This window comes from Mesorhizobium sp. KACC 23794 (assembly GCF_052180275.1).
Taxonomy (GTDB): domain Bacteria; phylum Pseudomonadota; class Alphaproteobacteria; order Rhizobiales; family Rhizobiaceae; genus Kumtagia.
In genome coordinates this window covers 6,317,499-6,331,565 of record NZ_CP197465.1, presented here as the reverse complement: position 1 = coordinate 6,331,565, position 14,067 = coordinate 6,317,499, and the positions used below count along the sequence as shown (strand labels likewise).

General features: G+C 63.9%; 14 protein-coding genes and 1 pseudogene. 10 read left to right on the top strand and 5 right to left on the bottom strand.

Annotated features, from left to right (window positions below; all coding sequences use genetic code 11):
* Positions 1-51 precede the first annotated feature (51 nt).
* Positions 52-801 carry a GntR family transcriptional regulator gene (locus tag ACSBOB_RS30635; RefSeq protein WP_442579788.1) on the bottom strand — a complete coding sequence of 250 codons (750 nt, stop codon included), beginning with the start codon at positions 799-801 and terminating at the stop codon, positions 52-54.
* 140 nt (positions 802-941) lie between these two features.
* Positions 942-1,910 carry an enoyl-CoA hydratase/isomerase family protein gene (locus ACSBOB_RS30630; protein WP_442579787.1) on the bottom strand — a complete coding sequence of 323 codons (969 nt, stop codon included), beginning with the start codon at positions 1,908-1,910 and terminating at the stop codon, positions 942-944.
* A gap of 279 nt (positions 1,911-2,189) precedes the next feature.
* Here ACSBOB_RS30630 and ACSBOB_RS30625 point away from each other — a divergent pair, with 279 nt between their 5' ends.
* The 8 genes from ACSBOB_RS30625 to ACSBOB_RS30590 all read left to right on the top strand — a co-directional run bounded on the left by ACSBOB_RS30625 (position 2,190) and on the right by ACSBOB_RS30590 (position 10,772).
* Positions 2,190-3,161 carry a Gfo/Idh/MocA family protein gene (locus ACSBOB_RS30625; RefSeq protein ID WP_442579786.1) on the top strand — a complete coding sequence of 324 codons (972 nt, stop codon included), beginning with the start codon at positions 2,190-2,192 and terminating at the stop codon, positions 3,159-3,161.
* A 26-nt stretch (positions 3,162-3,187) separates the two neighbouring features.
* Entirely contained in the window at positions 3,188-3,790 is a 603-nt protein-coding gene (locus tag ACSBOB_RS30620; RefSeq protein ID WP_442579785.1) for a hypothetical protein, read from the top strand.
* A gap of 190 nt (positions 3,791-3,980) precedes the next feature.
* Positions 3,981-5,243 (top strand): CoA transferase, encoded by a 1,263-nt coding sequence (locus ACSBOB_RS30615; RefSeq protein ID WP_442579784.1) that lies wholly within the window; start codon positions 3,981-3,983, stop codon positions 5,241-5,243.
* A 112-nt stretch (positions 5,244-5,355) separates the two neighbouring features.
* Entirely contained in the window at positions 5,356-6,993 is a 1,638-nt protein-coding gene (locus ACSBOB_RS30610; RefSeq protein WP_442579783.1) for a thiamine pyrophosphate-binding protein, read from the top strand.
* Positions 6,945-7,796 carry an alpha/beta fold hydrolase gene (locus ACSBOB_RS30605; RefSeq protein WP_442579782.1) on the top strand — a complete coding sequence of 284 codons (852 nt, stop codon included), beginning with the start codon at positions 6,945-6,947 and terminating at the stop codon, positions 7,794-7,796. The genes ACSBOB_RS30610 and ACSBOB_RS30605 overlap by 49 nt, the downstream gene beginning before the upstream one ends.
* 259 nt (positions 7,797-8,055) lie before the next feature.
* The gene (locus ACSBOB_RS30600) at positions 8,056-9,120 is read left to right on the top strand and encodes an aminopeptidase (RefSeq protein WP_442579781.1); all 1,065 of its coding nucleotides are present in this window, start codon (positions 8,056-8,058) and stop codon (positions 9,118-9,120) included.
* A 54-nt stretch (positions 9,121-9,174) separates the two neighbouring features.
* Entirely contained in the window at positions 9,175-9,942 is a 768-nt protein-coding gene (locus tag ACSBOB_RS30595; protein WP_442579780.1) for an alpha/beta fold hydrolase, read from the top strand.
* 236 nt (positions 9,943-10,178) lie between these two features.
* Positions 10,179-10,772 carry a cold-shock protein gene (locus ACSBOB_RS30590; RefSeq protein WP_442579779.1) on the top strand — a complete coding sequence of 198 codons (594 nt, stop codon included), beginning with the start codon at positions 10,179-10,181 and terminating at the stop codon, positions 10,770-10,772.
* Between the two features lie 363 nt (positions 10,773-11,135).
* Here the strand turns inward: ACSBOB_RS30590 and ACSBOB_RS30585 are convergent.
* From ACSBOB_RS30585 to ACSBOB_RS30575, 3 genes and pseudogenes are all read right to left on the bottom strand, one after another.
* Positions 11,136-11,369 (bottom strand): annotated as a pseudogene (locus ACSBOB_RS30585) (MurR/RpiR family transcriptional regulator); the annotation flags it as partial.
* A gap of 2 nt (positions 11,370-11,371) precedes the next feature.
* On the bottom strand, positions 11,372-12,130 hold the full coding sequence (locus tag ACSBOB_RS30580) for an SDR family oxidoreductase (protein ID WP_442579778.1): 759 nt from the start codon (positions 12,128-12,130) through the stop codon (positions 11,372-11,374).
* Positions 12,131-12,132: 2 nt separating this feature from the next.
* Complete coding sequence (locus tag ACSBOB_RS30575; RefSeq protein WP_442583882.1) at positions 12,133-12,690, bottom strand: SDR family oxidoreductase; 558 nt, start codon at positions 12,688-12,690, stop codon at positions 12,133-12,135.
* An 83-nt stretch (positions 12,691-12,773) separates the two neighbouring features.
* Here ACSBOB_RS30575 and ACSBOB_RS30570 point away from each other — a divergent pair, with 83 nt between their 5' ends.
* Entirely contained in the window at positions 12,774-13,301 is a 528-nt protein-coding gene (locus ACSBOB_RS30570; protein ID WP_442579777.1) for a 2,4'-dihydroxyacetophenone dioxygenase family protein, read from the top strand.
* A gap of 1 nt (position 13,302) precedes the next feature.
* Entirely contained in the window at positions 13,303-14,058 is a 756-nt protein-coding gene (locus ACSBOB_RS30565) for an SDR family NAD(P)-dependent oxidoreductase (protein WP_442583881.1), read from the top strand.
* Positions 14,059-14,067 lie beyond the last annotated feature (9 nt).

The window sequence follows — 14,067 nt, the reverse complement described above, 5'->3', positions numbered from 1 at the left end:
ATCGGCCTTCGTCTTGCCGACGGTGATAGGGACAGCCGCGCGGCCGATGCTCTACGAATAGAGACCTTCGAGCACGGTGAGACCGCTGATGTGGTTCGAGCGGATGAGGGCCGAGGCGAGCGTGGAGTCGCGATCCTCATAGGCGCGCACCAGCCGTTCGTGATCCTCGTAGGATTTCAGCAGCCGCCCCGGCTGGGCAAGACCGACCCGCCGCAGCGGCAGCGTCCGCAGCAACAGCGAGTCGATGATCTTCTTGACGATCCTGTTGCGGGCCAACTCGGTGTTCCGTTCGTGGAAGTCGACATTCGCCCAGAAAAAGGCGGTGATGTCGTTGGTCTTGCTGGCAGCCTCCATCCCGCCGAGCAGCACCCGCAGCGAGTGGATCTCCTCAGCCGAAGCCTCCTTCGCGATGTCGGCCGCGATCAGTTCGAGCAGATTGGCGCGGGCGCGATAGATGTCGCGGATTTCCTTGATGGTCAGGTTGACGACGCGCGGCCGGCGGCGGGGCGGCATCTCGACCATCCCCTCCTTCTCCAGCAGCATCAGCGCCTCGCGGATCGGCGTGCGGCTGGTCTTGTAGCGACGAGCCAGCTCGACCGAGTTCAAATCGTCGCCCGGACGCCTGATGTCCTCGATGATCTCCGCGGCGATCTCGCGGGCGATCTTGGAAACCAGGGAGGGCCGATCATGCTGGTCGGTGACCAGCCGCGCGGCAATTGCCTCGGCGCGCTGCCACGAATTCAGGACTGGCGCGGCGTCGGGAGATTCCATCGCTTCGGTCGAAGTGTATTCAACAGACAAGATGTCTCCTGCGGAAGCTGGTATCCGGGAAGAAAATTAGCATGCTCTGTCGACAATAGAAACAGCGCCGCTCGGCACTGCGAGGCGGGAACTCGAACGCCGAACGCTCCCGGACGCCGCCACGCGGTTCGATCTGGCGGTCAATTGGCCGGCTGCCATCGGGGTGTCTTGTCCTTGTCGATCAGCGCTGCGCGGATGCCTTCCTGGAAGTCGGGATGCCGTGTCGAGATCGCCACAAGCCGGCGCTCGTTTTCCAGGCAGTCCGCAAGCGTGTCGCCGGGATTTCTCAGGCTCTCGAATGTCCAGGCCAGCGAGGCCGGCGAACGGCTCGACAGCACCTCGGCGGTCTGGCGCGACCATGAACTCTGATCTTCTGCCAGCCGGGCGAAAATCTCCTTCAGGCTGCCGGCGCCGAAACATCTGTCGATCTGGGGCCTGATCTCTTCGAGCGCCGAGGGAGGCAACGGGAAATCGAGGTCCTTGAGCTTCGCCGGCCCGTGCTCTGCTATTTCGGCTGAGACCGCCGCGAAATGCGCGCGCGGAACGAAGTTGCTGGCGAGGCCGAGACGCACCGCGTCCGGCCCCGAGACACGCGCGCCGGTCAGCCCGAGATAGAGGCCGAGGGCGCCGGGAAGCCGCGACAGGAACCACGTCGCCCCGGCATCCGGGAAAAAGCCGATCAGCGTTTCCGGCATCGAAAAACTCGCTGCCTCCGTCGCCACGCAATATGTGCTGTGGACCGCGAGCCCCATGCCGCCGCCGAAGCAAATGCCGTCGACCAGGGCGATGACCGGCTTCGGGTATTGCGCCAGCAGCAGGTCGACATCGTACTCTCGCGAGAAATAACATTCGATCGATGAGTATTGGCCCGCCGAGGCGTGCCGCCACATGGCCCGGACATCGGCGCCGGCGCAAAAAGCCTTGCCGCCCGCGCCGTCCATCACGATCCAGCCGATCGAAGCGTCGTCGCGCCCGCCGAGGAGTTTTTGATGCAAAGCGTCGACCATCGCAGGCGCCAGCGCATTGAGCGACCCAGGCTCGTTGAGCGTTATGTGGATCGTCGCGCCGTGCCGGCGGGTCTGGATGGACGAAAAGTCGGTTTCGGTCACGTGGTCGATCCTGATCTTAAACGCGTCAGTTTCCGTAACTTCCTTCTAGAATGAAACTGTAAAAGTGTCGACTTTTATATCGTCATTTCGGTCGAAAATGCCGAAGTCAAAAATGCATGGAATTTCATCCGGGGAAATCACCAATCGTTGAAAATAATCAACTTTAGAGGAGTTCTGTCGATCTCGATTTTCGGGAATGGCGGGATCGAACGGTGTTGATAACCGGCTTTTCCTGTTTTAAAGTCGACACTTGTTCGCCGCCGCTCAAGGTTGCCCGCAATGAGAATCCTGCTGATTGGCGTCGGCCACTGGCATACGCCGCTCTATCTCGCGCCCTTGCTGGAGCAGCCGGGCATAGAGATTTCAGGCGTTTCCGATCCCGATATCGCGGTGGCCCGGCGCTATGGCGAGCAACTGGGCTGCGCCTATGCGACCAGCCCCGGCGAGTTGCGTTCGGGAAAGAGACCGGACCTCGCCTTCGTGCTCGGCCGGCATGGTGACATGGCGACGGAGGTCGCGGCGCTCATTGATGAAGGGATCCCGTTCGTCGTGGAGAAGCCGGCGGGGTTGACCGAAGCCGAAGTGCGCGACCTTGCCGCGAAGGCGAGTGCTGCGGAGATCTTCAACGCTGTGCCGCTTGTGTTCCGGTCGTCGGGCTTCATGTCGGCGATCCGCGGGCGTGCGCAGGGCGAGAAGCTGCTTTACGCCGACTTCAAGTTCATCGCCGGCCTGCCCTCGCGCTATCACGACGCGGGCTGCGGCTGGGTTTTTGATCGCAGGCAATCCGGCGGCGGCGTGCTGGTCAATCTCGGCGTGCATTTCATCGATCTTTTCCAGCGCCTGACCTCCGTCGACGGTGTCCGCTGCGCCGACGCGCGGCTGGCGAACCTGCAGGGCGAGGGCGATGTCGATGACTACGCCAGCCTGACGCTGGCGAACGGAGATCGGTTCTGCCGGGTCGAGACCGCCTATCTGTATCCGGCGCCGGGCGGCGTCTTCGACATGCACTTCTCGGCGCGGACCGAAGCGCATTATTTCAGGACGACCGGCCCCGGCGTCATCGAGATTTCCGACATGAAGGGCCGGCGCGAGACGATCGACGGCTCGACCACCAACATGCCGATCTATCCGCTGTTCGTCGCGGAGGTCATCGACCATCTGCGCAACGGCGGCAGGCCGGTCGCCGATCTCGGCGACATGGCCAATGTGATGAAGATCGTCGACGATGCCTACCGCATCGGCGGCGTCTGACAGGGAATTGATGGAAGGGAAATCGGATGGCTAAGAAGGGTAACGGGCTGCTGCTGGTGCTGATGCAGCCGCCGTCGGCGCTCGAGGAAGAGTTCACGGCCTGGTACGATACCGAGCACGTGCCCGAGCGCGCCGCGCTGCCGGGCTTCAAGACGGCGCTGCGGTATGTCACCCTGTCGGGCTATCCCCGCTACATGGCGATCTACGATCTCGATTCCGTCGAAACCCTGGACTCGCCGGAGTATCAGGCGGTGTCCGGCCCGAATTTCAGCCCGTGGACGAAGCGCGTCACCAGCCGCGTGCAGGTCTATCGGATCGTCGGCGAGCAGGTTTATCCCGGCGACGTGGTGACCCGGCGTTCGTCGCGCGTCGTGCTGCTGCGCTTGCGCGCCGTCGGCTCGGGCCGGGAAGACCAGGTCGTCGCCGCCTTGCGCGCCGCGTTCGAGGGCAAGCCGGAAACGCGGGGCCCGCGGGTGTTCCGGGCCGACGAAGCCGAGGGCGTCGACTATTTCTGCCTGGTCGAAATGACCCCGCCGCCGCATGAGCGGATCGACCTCGGCGATCTTGGCCAATTCGCAGAGAGCGTCGACATGGTCAACATCTACGCACCCTACGATATCGGCGGATGATGTTGTCGAGCATATCTGTCGACGCTTAAGAGGAAAAACTGACCGAGAAATCGAATATCGCTGAGAAGTATCAAAAAACTGTCGACATTTAGAAATTGCGTCGCTAGTAGTCGAAAAAGAAGCGCAGCCTTGCGTTCCAGGGCCAGTCCCTGCGGAGCGGGCCGGCGAAAGCAGCAACCTGGTGAGGACGATGTTGGACGTTGACGTGAATGCCGGAGCCGGTGGGGCGACGAGGTCGAGGGATGGGCAGGCTCTTTCCGACATAAGGATCGTCGATCTGACGCAGTTCGAAGCAGGCCCGTCCTGCACGCAGATGCTGGGGTGGCTGGGCGCCGACGTGATCAAGGTCGAGCCGCCGGGCAAGGGCGAACAGGGCCGGCGCGCCTCCACCGACGATCCGAATGTCGATTCCGTCTATTTCATGCTGCTGAACGCCAACAAGCGCAGCGTCACCTGCAATCTCAAGGACGAGCGCGGCAAGGCGATCCTGCGCGCGCTGATCGAGACGGCCGACGTCTTCATCGAGAATTTCGGGCCGGGCGTCATCGAACGGCTGGGCTTCAGCTACGAGGAAGTAAGCAAGATCAATCCGCGCATCGTCTACGCCCAGATCAAGGGTTTCGATGCCGAAGGCCCCTACGCCAACCTTCTCTCCTTCGACAACATCGCCCAGGCCGCCGGGGGCAGCCTCTCGGTGACCGGCGACGCCGATGGGCGGCCATTGACGCCGGGCGTGAATGTCGGCGACACTGGTGCCGGCCTGCATTGCTCGGTCGGCATTCTCGCCGCGCTGCATCAGCGCGAGCGCACTGGCACGGGCCAGCGCATCTCCATCAACATGCAGGAAGTGGTGATCAATTTCGGCCGCATCCTCTATGCGGCGCAGGCGATCTTCGGCCGCGCCGTGCCGCGCCGCGGCAATGCCCATATCATGGGCGCGGCGGCGCCCTGCGAGGTCTTCCCCTGCAAGGGCGGCGGCCCCAACGACTACTGCCTCATCTATTCCAGCCGTGCCGGCAACCATCAGTGGGAAAGCTTGCTCAAGGTCATGGGCAAGGAGCACCTCGCCGCGGACCCTCGTTATGCCTCGCCGCAGCTACGCTTCAACCATTCGGAAGAGATCAACGCCTTCATCACCGAATGGTCGCTGCAGCGCGACAAATACGAATGCATGCGAATCCTCGGCGAGGCCGGCGTTCCGGCCAGCGCCGTCTTCGACACGATGGAGCTCTACGACGACCCGATCCTGCGCAAGCAGGGGACTTTCGTGACGCTGCCGCATGCCGATCGCGGCGAGTTCACCATGCCGGGCTGCCCGGTGCGCATGTCCGGCTCGCCGCAGACGCCGGCGGCCGCCCCCTTGCTCGGCGCGGACAATGACGAGGTCTATGGCGGTCTGCTCGGCTACAGCCGGGAAGAGCTTGCGGCATTGAAGGCGGACAGGGCGATCTGACCCCGATAGGGGCTGGATCGATCCCGGCATCGCGCGGCCGGTATCTTCGCAGCGGGCGGCCACAGTCGCTGGCCGGCGCGGGTCATGGCGACCTACCGATGGAAAGAGGGAAATGACAATCAAGGGATATCAGCTTTTCGGCGAGGCGGTCGCGGCGGAAGGCGCCGACACCGGCTTCTTCATCATGGGCGGCCCGTCCAACGATGCCATCAATTCGTGTATTGCCCAGGGCATCAGGATGATCGACGTCCGCCACGAGCAGGCGGCGGCGATGATGGCCAACGCCTATGCGCGCGTTCGTTCGAAGCCGGGCTTCTGTATCGCCGCCTCCGGCCCCGGCACCATCAATTTCACCACCGGCCTTGCCCACGCGCTGGTCGACTGCGCGCCGGTCGTGGCTTTCGGCGGCGCGGCGCCCGTCGGCCAGTACGCCAAGGGCGCCTTCCAGGAGGTCGACCAGCTCGAGATCATGAAGCCGGTGACAAAATTCGCCGAGCGCGTCTATGACGCGCGGCGCATTCCCGAATATGTCGCCCGCGCCTTCCGCATGGCGCGCTCCGGCAAGCCGGGTCCTGTCTATCTCGATCTGCCCGGCGACGTGCTTTACGCCGATGTCGAGGAGGAAGGCATCTTCCGCCCGGTCCCGCAGCCGGAGACGCTGCGCCCCGGCGCCGATCCGGCCAGCATCGAAAAGCTCGCGGGCATGATTCGGGAAGCCAAGCGTCCCGTGCTGGTCACCGGCAGCGGCATACTCTGGTCCGAAGCGTCCGAGGCCTTGCATCGCTTCGTCGATGCGTCGGGCATTCCCTTCTACACCACGCCGCAGGGACGCGGCGTCATTCCGGAAGATCACCCGTTCTTCTTCGCCCAGGCCCGTTCGCAGGCCTTCAAGGAAGCCGACCTCGTCATCGTCGTCGGCACCCGGCTGAACTATGTGGTCTCCCATGCCGAGCCGCCGCGTTTCTCCGCCAGCGCAAAACTGGTGCGGATCGACATCGATGCGGCGGAAATCGAGGGTTCGCTGCGGCTCGCCCTCGGTATCGTCGCCGATGCGCGCACGGCGCTTGAACAGTTGGGCAACGCGATCGGCGGCAACATCGCGGACAACTATGCCGAATGGCGCGAAAAACTGGCCGCCACCGAAAAGGCCAAGCTGCCCAAGCACGAGGCTTCGCTGGCCACGGACCAGGTGCCGATCCATCCGCTGCGCCTCTGCAAGGAGATCCGCGACTTCATCGATCGCGATACGATCCTCTGCGTCGACGGTCAGGAGATCCTCAATTACGGCCGCCAGTCGATCCCAAGCTTCATGCCGGGCCATCGGCTGAATTCCGGCCCCTTCGGCACGATGGGCGTCGGTCTGCCCTTTGGCGTTGGGGCCAAGGCGGCGAGCCCGGACAGCAAGGTGCTGGTGCTGCATGGCGACGGATCGTTCGGCCTCAACGCGATGGAGATCGACACCGCGGTGCGCCACAAGCTGCCGCTGTTGATCGTCATCAGCCTGAATGGTGGCTGGACCGCCGACCCGGACCAGAAGAAGCCCGGCCGCAACCTCGGCTACACCCGCTTCGACCTGATGGGCGAGGCCTTCGGCTGCCATGGCGAATATGTCGAGGAGCCGGACGGCATCCGGCCGGCGCTCGAACGCGCCGCCCAGGCTGTCGAACGCGGCCAGACGGCGATCGTCAATGTGGTGACAGATTGGCGCGCCCGCTCGGGAACGGCCAATTTCACGAATTACAGCACCTGACGGCAGCCGGGGAGATCGTCGTGAGGCTCAATCATGTGCTGGAAGGCGCGAGCGGCGCCGCCAGGGTTCTGCTGCTGCATCCCGTCGGCATCGACCTGACCTCATGGGATGCGGTGGTGGAACGACTTTCCCCCGACTTTCGGGTGCTGAGAGTGGACCTGCGCGGACATGGTGCCTCGCCAGCCGTCAATCCGGGAATGGAATTGGCCGACTACGCCGCCGATGTGCATGATCTCGTCGCCAAGCTCGATTTCGCGCCGACCGCCGTGGTCGGCCTCTCCTTCGGCGGTATGGTGGCGCAGGCCTTCGCGCTCACCTATCCCCGAAGCATGACCAGCCTTGTTCTCGCCGGCTGCCCCTGCACCTTGCCGGATGCCGGCAGAATTGCGCTCTCGGCACGCGGCCGGGCGGCGGTGGAGCATGGCATGGCCTCCCAGGTCGCCGAGACATTGCAACGCTGGTTCACGCCGGGCTTCATCGCCGACGGCGGCGCGGACGCGATCCGCGACCGGCTGCTGACGACCGATCCGCAGGCATGGAACAGCGCTTGGCAAGCGATCAGCCACATCGATACCGCGCCGCGCCTGCATGAAATCCGTCTGCGGACGCTCAGCATCGCCGGCGCGCTCGATCCGGCTTCCCCGCCGGCCACACTCGCCGAGATCGCCCGGCGCATTCCCGACGCCCGGCTCCTCGTGCTGCCGGATACGCCGCACATGATGCAGGTCGAATGCCCGCATCTGTTTGCCGACGCGATAAAGAGGTTTCTCTCGGGCGAAACGATCGGAGAGGCCGCGGCCTAGTCTTCTCCACGCACCGCAAACTGTCGGTCCGTCACCGGTGCCTGGTTACTCCGGCGCGGTTTCTGTCGATTTTCGATCAGAGAAAAGTCGACAGATTATCCCATATTGGAAGTCGTTGATTGCGCTCGGATACTGTAAGACGATGTTTGGTAAGAGAAAAACGACTATTTTTCTCAATGCGAATCCAAACGTCGCTTGACACTCCTAAGCTAAATGTCGACACTAACTCGAATTTTGATCATATCAAGGAGCACGACCAATGGCGGCTGCATCAAGTGGTCTCATCAGCGGAACCCTGGAGCATTTGCGCCGTCCGCTTGTCCGCAACATCAAGGAAGGCCAGCGCGTCCTCGTGCTCTCCGATACCGAGCATGACCCCCGCGTCTGGCAGGCGATCATGACGATCCTGGCGGATATCGGCGCCGATGCGACGCTCTGCCTCTTCCCGCGGCGTCCGGCGGACTACTACGACCCGCCGGCCGCGGTGTGCGAAGCCATGATGAAGTCCGACGTCAACATTCTCGTCTCGTCGACCGGCATGCTGCATTGCGCGGCCAGCCTGCGTTCGATGGAAGCCGGCATTCCGTCCATCTGCCTCGACGGCGGGATGCAGCTCGAATGGCTCCAGTCAGGCGCCATCACCGACGACATGAAGCAGATCGCGGTGCGCAAGCACTATGTCGGCAAGCGCGTCTTCGGCGAGGACGCCAAGATGTGCCGGGTGACCTCCAAACACGGCACCGACTTCACCTACAGCGTAGAGAACAAGATCTGGATCCCGCCGCTGCCGTCCGACAGCTTCGATCCCTACAAGATCATCAATTTCCAGAAGGACGAGAACCGGCCGGCCGGCAAGCTCTATTATTATCTCTACCCGACCGGCGAGTTCAATGTCGCCCCGACCGAAGGCACCGGCAACGGCAAGCTGGTCATCGACCTGACGATGCACCATCTCGGCCGCCTCAGCAGCCCGATCGAGCTGACCGTGAAGGACGGCCGCGTCACCGACATCGAAGGCGGCTCGGATGCCCGCATCCTCCGCGACTTCCTCGCCACCTACGGTGACGACAACGCCTATATGTGCCCGGCCGAAGCCTCGGTCGGCGTCAACGCCAAGGCCGTCATCCGCGGCATCCAGCGCGAGGACAAGAACATCATGGGCACGCTGCATTTCGGCCTAGGCACCAATGTCGATGTCGGCGGCTCCATCATGTCGAAGATCCACATGGACGGTGTCATCCTCGAGCCGACGCTCTATGTCGACGGCGTAAAGCGCATCGACAACGGCCGTATCCTGGTTCCGATCGAAAGCGAGACCCACTAAGGAGGGCAGGGCCGGCAGGCCTTCCATTCCAGCAGCGAAGAGACGGCCTCGTCGATGACCGAAATTTTGAATCACCAGGTCAAGGGTGGGGACCGTGATCTTGCGCTGCTCCTGATCCATCCGCTTGGCGCCGATCTCAGCTTCTGGGACGATTTCGTGGAAAAGATCGGCGGCCGTTTCACCACGGTCGCCTGCGACCTGAGGTGCAGCGGCAAGTCGTTCGCAACGGCGGAACCGCCGTCCCTTGCCGATTATGCCGGCGATCTCGAAGCCCTGCGCTTGCATCTCGGTATCCGGCGTGTCGTCCCGGTCGGCTGCGCGGTCGGCACCATGGCTGCCGCCGCCTATGCCGGCGGCTATCCTGCGTCGACCGCCGCCCTTGTCCTCGCCAACCCGACCCCGCGCAGTTCGCCGCAGGCTAGGCTTATGCTGACCGAGCGGGCCGCTGTCGTCGCACGGGACGGCATATCAGCCATATTGCCCGCCGCCGTGGAGCGCGCCTTCCTCAGCCAGCCGATGGATGCGCGCTACGACCGCTACTACCGCAAGTTCGAGGCTCAGGACGCACGCGCCTATGCGCTGTCGACGCTCAGCGCGGCGAACGCCGATGCGACCGATTGCCTGAAAGCCGTCCGTTGCCCCACCCTGCTCGTCGCCGGGCGCTACGATGTCCTGCTGCCGCTGGAAAATGCCCGCGCCGTTCAAGCGCTCCTGCCGCAAAGCGAGTTGCTGATCGCCGAGGACGCCGCACACTTCGTACCGTATCAAAGTGCGGACTATTTCGCGGAGACAGTCTGCGAGTGGCTCCGTCGCAAAGATTGAGGGCGACGGCAAAAGCGCCGAAGCGACCAGCCTGCCGGGTGTTGCCATCGGCCCCGTTGGCGTCCACTCCGTGCGGATGCCGCAGGCTCGCTCAGACTTGACAGAAAAAAGCGAAGATCGTCAAAAAAGCGAGCCATGCACCATCATGGCCATTTGACACAAACGCGTCGTCCGATGGAGATTATCTTGACGGAAGCGCGAAGCGTTTTCCACGCCAAATGCCAATCGGGACGATTATGGGCAAATATCGAGACCACCGCGAGCCACGCCGGCGCCGCCACGACGACGATTCCGCTTCCTTTTCGGAGAGGCCCTCCGAGCCGAGCTACTTTCAGCGGCCGCGCGCTGCGAGCGTCGAGACTGTCGACGCCGAGGTGATGTGGTTCAACGCCACCAAAGGCTTCGGGTTCGTCAAGGTGTCGGACGGCACGGAAGCCTATCTGCACATCCGCGTGCTGGAGGCGGCCGGAAGCAGCGGTGTTTCCGAGGGAACGCGTCTCAAGGTCGCGGTCGAAGACGGTCCAAGGGGCCGTCAGGTCTCACAGGTGATGGAGGTCGCCGAGGAGATCGCGAAAGCGCCAGCGCGCCATGCGGGAGGGGCCGTGGCTGGACCGGAAGCGCAGGGGGAGAGCGAGGGCACGGTGAAGTGGTACAATTCCGAGAAGGGATTCGGTTTCATCTCGCCGGAAAATGGGGGGAAGGATATTTTCGTTCACGCCACTGCACTGACCCGCTCGGGGCTTACGGCGCTGGCAGAGGGGCAGAAGGTGCTGGTCGAATGCGGGCAGGGCAAGAAAGGCCCGGAAGTTCGCAGCATTCGCCTCGCCTAGAGGCCCCTGCGTTGACCATGGGCGGGAACCGCTGCCGCTAGCCAAGAAAAAGCCCGCTGCCGGGAGGAGGTGGCAGCGGGCTCGATTTGATTGCGGCGAGGGAGGAGGTTCGCCGCTTTCAGCGTCGGCATCGCATCTGGGAGGAGTAGATGGCCGACAAGAGGGATAATACCGACAGTCCTGCATATTGCAATGCACAAAATATGTATCGCATGTGCGAAGACGTTACCTCGGCCGCGTTTCGATACGGCCATGTCGATGACGGCTTGTAAGCGCCGTCTCGGCCATCGCGTGGAGGCGTAAGCCCTACCGCGACCGACCGCACAGTGGCCGGGCGCGAGCTCTAGACCGGAGGCCAGGGGCCATGATCTGCTGGTGGGCGTCTGGCTCCGCGCCGCACGGCACGCCGAAAAGCGGGAATTTCTGCTGCGGGCCGCGTGCCACGATGCCCGAGGCGCCGAAGCCGAAGAACTCGATCCGGTTGGCATTTTCGAGGATGGCGACGGCGCGTCCGATCGCTGCCGGGTCGAGGTGATTGCGGACCCAGTCGAGACTGGTGATCGTGTAGTCGAAGAACTTTTCCGCGACCTCCGCCGGCCTCAGGCGATCGTGTAGCCGCCGTCGATCACGAGATTGGCTCCGTTGACCATGGCCGCGGCGCCGCTGGCGAGATAGAGCACCGAGGCGGCGATCTCCCACGGCTTGGCGAAGCGGCGGGTGGGGATCGCGGCGCGGGCGCGCTCGCCCTTCTCTCCGGCCCAGCCGGTCAGGCCGAGTTCGGTCTCCACCACTGTCGGCGAAACGGCGTTGACGGTGACGCCTCGCGGTCCCCATTCCAGCGCCATGCAATTGGTCATTCCGACGATGCCGGCCTTGCTGGCGCAATAGGCGACGTGCCCTTCGATGCCGATCAGCGCAGCCTGGGAAGCCAGGTTGATGATGCGTCCCGACTTGCGTTCGAGCATGTCCGGCGCGACCGCGCGCGCCACCAGGAAGGGGCCCTTGAGATTGATGTCGAGCGTCCGGTCCCACTCGGACGTCGGATAGCTCTCCGCCGGGGCGAGGGGGCCGATGCCGGCATTGTTCACCAGTATGTCGATCTGGCCGAAGGCCGCCTTCACCGCCGCGACCATCGTCTCGATGCCGGGCTCGTCCCTGACGTCGACGACATGTCCGAGATGCCGGCTGCCCAGATCGGCGGCGACGGCAATCACGTTCGGATCGCGGTCGGTCAGCGCAACGCGCGCGCCCTTGCCGGCAAAGGCTTCGGCGATGGCCCGGCCGATGCCGGTGGCGGCGCCGGTGATCAGAACGGTCTTGCCGGAGAAGTCGAGCATATCTGAAATCGGTTCGGTCATGGTCAGAACTCCTGTCGCGTGTGGGTGATCGTCATTTCTTGCAGCATGACATTCTGCGGCAGTTGGTAGGCGAACAACATAGTGTGCGCGACGTCGTTGGCATCGATGCCGCCGTCCATCGCCTCGCGACCCTTGTTCCAGAATTCATAGGCGTTGGCGTAGGTGATCGTCTTGTCGATTTCCGACTTGGTGACGCCGGGCGAGATGACCATGACGCGGACATGGTAGGCCGACATGGTCTGGCGTATGCCTTCCGACACGGCGTGCACAAAATGCTTGATGCCGTCATAGACGTCGTGGTGTGGATAGACCTTGCGGCCGGCGATGGACGACAGATTGATGATCGTCCCGCGCCGGCGCGCCTTCATCCCCGGCGCCACCGCATGCATGCCGTTGAGCACGCCCAGGCAGTTGATGTCGATCAGGTCGCGCCATTGCTCGGGGTCCTGTTCGTCGAGCCGGGCCAGGCGCGAGATGCCGGCATTGTTGATAAGAGAATCGACCGGGCCGAACACCAATGCGGCCGTGCTCGTCGTCGCCCACAAGGCGGTCGAATTCATCACTGGACGCGCCCGCCGCAAACGCGCAGTTCTAGCCAACCAGATCGAGCCCTCGCGGCTCAAGTCAGCATAGGACACCGACGATGCCCCCGATGAAGGCCGATCCCAATCCGCGCATGCCCTACCAGCTTCCGATGCCCCGGGAGACGCTGGCGGACATCGTCATTCCCGACGCCATCCCCTCGGACGACCGCGTCTGGGTGCCGCAGGGCGAGAACGTCTGGTTCCGGCCGCTCTGCCTGAACCGCTCGCAGGGCTACTGGATGAACCTGCTCAAGGTGCGCAAGTCCGGCGTGCTCAGCCGTCACCGGCATCCGCAGGCGGTGCACGGTTTCGTGCTGAAGGGACGCTGGCATTATCTGGAGCATGACTGGGTCGCCACTGAAGGCGGCTACGTCTTCGAGCCGCCGGGCGAGACCCACACGCTGGTCGTTCCGGATGACGTCGAGGAGATGATCACCTTCTTCCAGGTCAACGGCATCATGTACTACGTCGACGCCTTCGGCGAGCCCCTCGGCTTCGAGGACGTGTTCACCAAGATAGACATGTGCCGCGCGCATTACGCGAAGGTCGGATTGGGCGAGGACTACGTTGACCAGTTCATCCGCTAACATGTTCTCCAACGCGGCGGACCATCTGCGCCCCGGTCTCTTCCAAGGCCGCCAGGTGCTGATCACCGGCGGGACGTCGGGCATCGGCGCGGCGATCGGCGAGGCATTCCTGAAGCTCGGAGCCGCCGTCCTCGCGACCGGCGTGACCGAAGCGGAGGTCGAGGCGGCCAGGGCGCAGCCCGGTCTGGCCGGCGCCGGCTTCACCACGCTCGACGTTCGCAACGGCAAAGCTGTCGTCGAGACGGTCGCCGCCTTGCCGCGCCTCGACCATGTCGTGAATTGCGCGGGCGTCATTCGCCGCAATGCCGAACTGGACCCGGACGTCTTCGCCGACGTGGTGGACATCAACCTCAACGGCTCCATGCGCGTCTGCGCCGCGGCGCGGCCCCGGCTGGCCGAAAGCGGCGGCACCATCGTCAACACGGCATCCATGCTGGCGTTCTTCGGCGGCGGGCTGGTTCCCGGTTACTCCGCATCCAAGGGCGGCATCGCGCAACTCACGAAATCGCTGGCGATCGCTTATGCGGCCGACGGAATCCGGGTCAACGCCATCGCTCCCGGCTGGATCGCCACGCCGCTCACCAAGGCGCTGCGCGAGGATCCGGCGCGCGACGCCGCGATCACCGGCCGCACCGCCATGAAGCGCTGGGGCGAGCCGTCCGAGATCGCCGGCGGCGTGCTCTTCTTGTCGTCTCCGCTCGCCAGTTTTGTCACCGGCGCCGTGCTGGTGATCGACGGCGGCTATCTCATCACGTGAGGGTTTCAT